5 protein-coding genes are annotated in these 4,905 nt (G+C 72.1%); 2 read left to right on the top strand and 3 right to left on the bottom strand.

Features of this window, described 5'->3' with window-relative positions; genetic code table 11:
- Positions 1 to 512 precede the first annotated feature (512 nt).
- A complete protein-coding gene (gene trpS / locus KMS84_RS37815) occupies positions 513 to 1,586 on the top strand; it encodes a tryptophan--tRNA ligase (RefSeq protein WP_256921088.1) in 1,074 nt (357 codons plus the stop codon).
- On the opposite strand, the gene KMS84_RS37810 is transcribed toward trpS, so the two are convergent.
- Positions 1,478 to 2,521 carry a GlxA family transcriptional regulator gene (locus KMS84_RS37810; RefSeq protein WP_256921087.1) on the bottom strand — a complete coding sequence of 348 codons (1,044 nt, stop codon included), beginning with the start codon at positions 2,519 to 2,521 and terminating at the stop codon, positions 1,478 to 1,480. The genes trpS and KMS84_RS37810 overlap by 109 nt on opposite strands.
- A 75-nt stretch (positions 2,522 to 2,596) precedes the next feature.
- On the opposite strand from KMS84_RS37810, the gene KMS84_RS37805 reads away from it, so the two are divergent.
- Positions 2,597 to 3,184, top strand: a complete 588-nt coding sequence (locus KMS84_RS37805) for a cysteine hydrolase family protein (protein ID WP_256921086.1) — start codon at positions 2,597 to 2,599, stop codon at positions 3,182 to 3,184.
- Between the two features lie 24 nt (positions 3,185 to 3,208).
- Here the strand turns inward: KMS84_RS37805 and proC are convergent, their stop codons facing one another.
- Both proC and KMS84_RS37795 read right to left on the bottom strand, forming a co-directional pair.
- Positions 3,209 to 4,021 (bottom strand): pyrroline-5-carboxylate reductase, encoded by an 813-nt coding sequence (gene proC, locus KMS84_RS37800; protein WP_256921085.1) that lies wholly within the window; start codon positions 4,019 to 4,021, stop codon positions 3,209 to 3,211.
- 118 nt (positions 4,022 to 4,139) lie between these two features.
- Positions 4,140 to 4,905, bottom strand: a 766-nt coding sequence (locus KMS84_RS37795) for an ABC transporter permease (RefSeq protein ID WP_256921084.1), incomplete at its 5' end; no start/stop codon positions are given.

Genomic DNA, 4,905 nt, shown 5'->3' with positions numbered 1-4,905 from the left:
CCGACTCTATCAGATCCTTTCGGCGCTGATTCCCGGTCAGAGCGGGTTGTCTTCCCGGCTGTTGGGCCGTTCCGACGAGTGAGACTTTAGCGGATTCCCGGCCCCCGAAGCCAATCGGGGTCCTGCGTCCTTTCGAACGCGGATTCCTCATTTCGCGAATGCACGCGCCTGTCGACGCGACGGCAGAGGAATGCCCTGCACGTCGAGAAGAGGTGGGTACCTGCGGAATGGCTGTCCGGGGACCGACCGGGGTCGGCGCTCACGTCGGACAACTCGGAGAACAGTACGTACGCGGTCAGGGTGTGTCAACTCATGTCCCCGCGGCACCTCTGAGGCGTAGGCTGGCGGGCATGACTACGCGTACGTGCACCCAGCTGTGGTGGGCCGCCTGACGGCGGCCGTGCTCACGTATGCACTCAACGGCCGCCGCTTCGGCGGCCGTTCTCGTATCTCCCTCCAGGGTTCCAGGGGATCGGCCGTCCGGGCGGCGGTCTCGACCAGGAGGTGGAGAGATGAAGCGGGTCTTCAGCGGGATCAAGCCGACCGGGCACCTGACGCTGGGGAACTACCTGGGAGCGCTTCGGCAGTGGGCCGAGGTCGACCAGCACCGGGCTGACTCGTTGTTCTGCGTGGTCGATCTGCACGCGCTGACCGTGGACCACGATCCGGCGCGGGTGCGCCGGCTGAGTCGGCAGGCGGCGACGCTGTTGCTGGCCGCGGGACTGGATCCCCGGCTGTGCACCGTCTTCGTCCAGAGTCATGTCGACGAGCACGCGCGGTTGTCGTACCTGCTGGAGTGCGTGGCCACGGACGGCGAGATGCGGCGCATGATCCAGTACAAGGAGAAGGCCGCGCGGGAGCGGGAGCGTGGGGGCAGTGTGCGGCTCTCCCTGCTGACGTATCCCGTGCTCATGGCGGCGGACATCCTCGCCTACGCGACCGACGAGGTACCGGTCGGTGACGACCAGACCCAGCACGTGGAGCTGGCCCGGGATCTGGCGGTGCGGTTCAACCAGCGGTACGGGCACACGTTCGTCGTGCCGAAGGCGACGCTTCCGGCGGTGGCGGCGCGGGTGATGAACCTTCAGGAACCGGCGTCGAAGATGGGCAAGAGCGACGACTTCGGTCCGGGGATCGTCTATCTGCTGGACGAGCCCGACGTCGTCCGGAAGAAGGTGATGCGGGCGGTCACCGACAGCGGGCGGGAGGTCGTGTACGACCGTGCGGGGCGGCCCGGGGTCGCGAACCTGCTGGAGATCCTCGCCGCGTGCACGGGCGGTGATCCGGAGGCCCTGAGCTCCGGGTACACCTCGTACGGGGACCTGAAGCGGGACACGGCCGACGCGGTGGTGGAGGTGCTGCGGCCGTTGCGGGCCCGGCACCAGGAGCTGTGCGCCGACCCCGGCCACGTGGAGCGGGTGCTGCGGGACGGGGCGGAGAAGGCGCGGGGCATGGCCCGGCCCGTGGTGGACGGCGCCTACCGCGCGATCGGGCTGCTCGCGCCGCTGACGGAGTCCGCGGCGGAGCCGGTGGCCGAAGGCGGGGCCGGGTCCGGGGCGGGGGTGGCGCTGAACGCGGCGCGGTAGGCGCGGGGGCTGGTGGCGAGGCGCGTCGCGAAGTGCTGGCGCATCGTGACCTCGCTGCCGAAGCCGGCGCGCCGGGCGACCTCGGGCATGGGGAGGTCAGTGCGTTCGAGGAGTTTCTGGGCGGCGGCGACGCGCTGGTCGAGGAGCCAGCGCAGGGGGGTGGCCCCGGTCGCCGCGGTGAAGTGGCGGGCGAAGCTGCGCGGGGACATGCCCGCGTGCGCGGCCAGGTCGGCGACGCTGAGCGGTTCGTGCAGGTGGCGCAGGGCGTGTTCGCGCACGGCCGCGAGGGCGTCGGCGTCCCGGTCCGTGGACGGGGTGGGGTGTTCGACGAACTGTGCCTGGCTGCCGGTGCGGAAGGGGGCCGTGACCATCGAGCGGGCGATGGCGGCGGCCGCCTCCGCGCCGTGGGAGCGGCGAACCAGGTGGAGGCAGAGGTCGATGCCGGCCGCCGTCCCGGCGGCGGTCCAGATGCCGTCGTCCTCGATGAAGAGGGCGTCGGGGACGACGGTGACCCGCGGGTGGCGGGTGCGCAGGAGGTCGACGAGGTTCCAGTGGGTGATCGCCCGGCGGCCGTCGAGGAGGCCCGCCTGGGCGAGGGTGAAGGCTCCGCCGCAGAGCGCGGCGAGGGTGGTGCCTCGGGCGTGGGCGCGGCGGAGGGCGTCCAGGACGGGCGCGGGCGCGGGGGTGAGGTGGTCGTCCAGGCCGGGGACCAGGACGAGGTCGGCCCGGGCGAGCCAGTCGAGGGGGCGGTCGGGCAGGAGGGCCAGGCCGCCGCGCATCGGGATGGCCGTGTCGTCGGCGGCGACCCTGCGCAGCTCGAACGCGGGGACGCCGCGGTCGGTGCGGTCGGCGCCCCAGACCTCGGTGATGACGGAGACGTCGAAGGCGCGGATGCCGGGGAAGGCGACGAGGGCGACCCGGTACGCAGGCTTCATGAGTGGCAGTAAACCATCGATCGATGACTTCGCGGGCTCTGGGGAGCGGGTCGGGCCGGCGGCAGGATCGGGGGCATGGACATCGCAGAGAACGCAGCGCTGGTGGTCGTCGACGTGCAGCAGGGCTTCGAGGAGCTGGAGTACTGGGGGGCGCGGAACAATCCGGGGGCCGATGACAACATCGCCGCGCTCGTCGACGTGTGGCAGGGGTCGGGGCGGCCCGTCGTGTTCGTGCGGCACGACTCGGTGCAGCCGGACTCGCCCCTGCGGGCGGGATACGCGGGGAACGCGTTCAAGGAGTACGTGGAGCGGCGTCGGGGGAAGGGTTCGGGGGCCGAACTGCTCGTCACGAAGACCGTGAACTCGGCCTTCCTCGGGACGCCCGATCTGGGGGCCTGGCTCACCGGCCAGGGGATCTCGCAGATCGTGGTGGCCGGGATCCAGACGAACATGTGCGCCGAGACGACGGCGCGGATGGGCGGGAACCTCGGGTACGACGTGCTGTTCGCGTACGACGCGACCTACACCTTCGAGCTGGAGGGACCGTTCGGATGGCGGCGCGGCGCGGACGAGATCGCGCAGGCCTCGGCGGTCTCGCTGCACGGGGGCGGGTTCGCGCGGGTGGTGACCACGCAGGAGATCGTGGGGGCGGCCGGCGTCTGACCGCCCCGCGCGGTCCCGGGGAGGTCAGTCCTTCTTGCCCGCGGCCAGTTCGCGGCTGCGGTCGCGGGCTGCCTCGAGGGCGGCGATGAGGGCGGCCCGGACGCCGTGGTTCTCCAGCTCGCGGATGGCGTTGATAGTCGTGCCCGCCGGGGACGTGACGTTCTCGCGGAGCTTGACCGGGTGCTCGCCGCTGTCGCGGAGCATCGTCGCGGCGCCGATCGCGGACTGGACGATCAGGTCGTGGGCCTTGTCGCGGGGCAGTCCGAGCAGGATGCCGGCGTCCGTCATGGCCTCGACCAGGTAGAAGAAGTACGCCGGGCCCGAGCCCGAGAGGGCGGTGCAGGCGTCCTGCTGGGACTCGGGGACCCGGAGCGTCTTGCCGACGGCGCCGAAGATCTCCTCGGTGTGCGCGAGGTGCCCGGCGGTGGCGTGGGTGCCGGCCGAGATGACGGACATCGCCTCGTCGACGAGGGCCGGGGTGTTGGTCATGACGCGGACGACCGGGGCGCCGGCGGCCAGGCGCTCCTCGATGGAGGCGGTGGTGATGCCGGCGGCGCCGCTGATGACCAGGCGGTCGGCGGGGACGTGCGGGGCGAGTTCGTCCAGGAGGGCGCCCATGTCCTGCGGCTTGACCGTGAGGATCAGCGTGTCGGCGGTCTTGGCGGCCTCGGCGTTGCTGACCGGGGTGACTCCGTGGCGGGCGCGGAGTTCCTCGGCCCGCTCGGCGCGGCGCGCGGTGACGAGGAGGTCGGCCGGGCGCCAGCCGCCTCGGATCATGCCGCTGAGAAGGGCTTCGCCGATCTTGCCGGTGCCGAGGACTGCGACTTTCTGGGTCATGGCTGCGAGGTCCTTTGGGTGCGTCGTCCGTCGTCCGGGGTCATCCTCGCACCGGGGGTGGGGGTCGGGTCCGGATGTCCGGTGGGCGGACGCGCGCCGGCGGGCCGGGCCGGCGCGGTCAGGGCGTGCGGCGGCGGAGCGTCGCCGCTCCCAGGAACAGGACCAGCAGCGCGCAGCCGGCGACGATCAGGACGTCCCGGACGAAGGTCGCCGTCATGTCCGTGTGGTGGAGGACCTCGTTCATGCCGTCGACGGCGTAGGACATGGGCAGGACGTCGGAGACGGCCTCCAGGGCGGGGTGCATGGTGTCGCGGGGGGCGAACAGACCGCACAGCAGGAGCTGGGGGAAGATCACCGCCGGCATGAACTGGACGGCCTGGAACTCCGAGGCCGCGAAGGCGGAGACGAAGAGGCCGAGCGCCGTGCCGAGCAGGGCGTCCAGGAGGGCCACCAGGAGCAGGAGCCAGGGGCTGCCGATGACGTCCAGGTCGAGGAACCACACGGCCAGGGCGGTGGCCAGGGCCGACTGGACGATCGCGAGGGCTCCGAAGGCGAGCGCGTAGCCGGCGATCAGGTCCCCCTTGCCCAGCGGCATGGCGAGGAGGCGTTCGAGGGTGCCCGAGGTGCGTTCGCGCAGGGTGGCGATGGAGGTCACCAGGAACATCGTGATCAGCGGGAAGACCCCGAGCAGGGACGCGCCGATGCCGTCGAAGGTGCGGGGGCTGCCGTCGAAGACGTAGCGGAGCAGGAACAGCATCACGCAGGGGATGAGGATCAGCAGCGCGATCGTGCGCGGGTCGTGGCGCAGCTGGCGCAGGACGCGGGCCGCGGTGGCCGTGGTCCGGGAGGCGTTCAGGGCCCTGGCGGGCGCCGGGGCCCTGAAC

Source organism: Streptomyces hilarionis (assembly GCF_024539675.1).
In the GTDB taxonomy this organism is placed as follows: domain Bacteria; phylum Actinomycetota; class Actinomycetes; order Streptomycetales; family Streptomycetaceae; genus Streptomyces; species Streptomyces hilarionis.
The sequence above is the reverse complement of the archived record's forward strand: the minus strand, read 5'-3'. Positions and strand labels throughout refer to the sequence as shown.

What these genes read in the sequence shown, in the direction of transcription:
- trpS (WP_256921088.1), top strand. Translation starts at nt 513, where the DNA reads ATGAAGCGGGTCTTCAGCGGGATCAAGCCGACCGGGCACCTGACGCTG.
- KMS84_RS37810 (WP_256921087.1), bottom strand. Translation starts at nt 2,521, where the DNA reads ATGAAGCCTGCGTACCGGGTCGCCCTCGTCGCCTTCCCCGGCATCCGC.
- proC (WP_256921085.1), bottom strand. Translation starts at nt 4,021, where the DNA reads ATGACCCAGAAAGTCGCAGTCCTCGGCACCGGCAAGATCGGCGAAGCC.
- KMS84_RS37805 (WP_256921086.1), top strand. Translation starts at nt 2,597, where the DNA reads ATGGACATCGCAGAGAACGCAGCGCTGGTGGTCGTCGACGTGCAGCAG.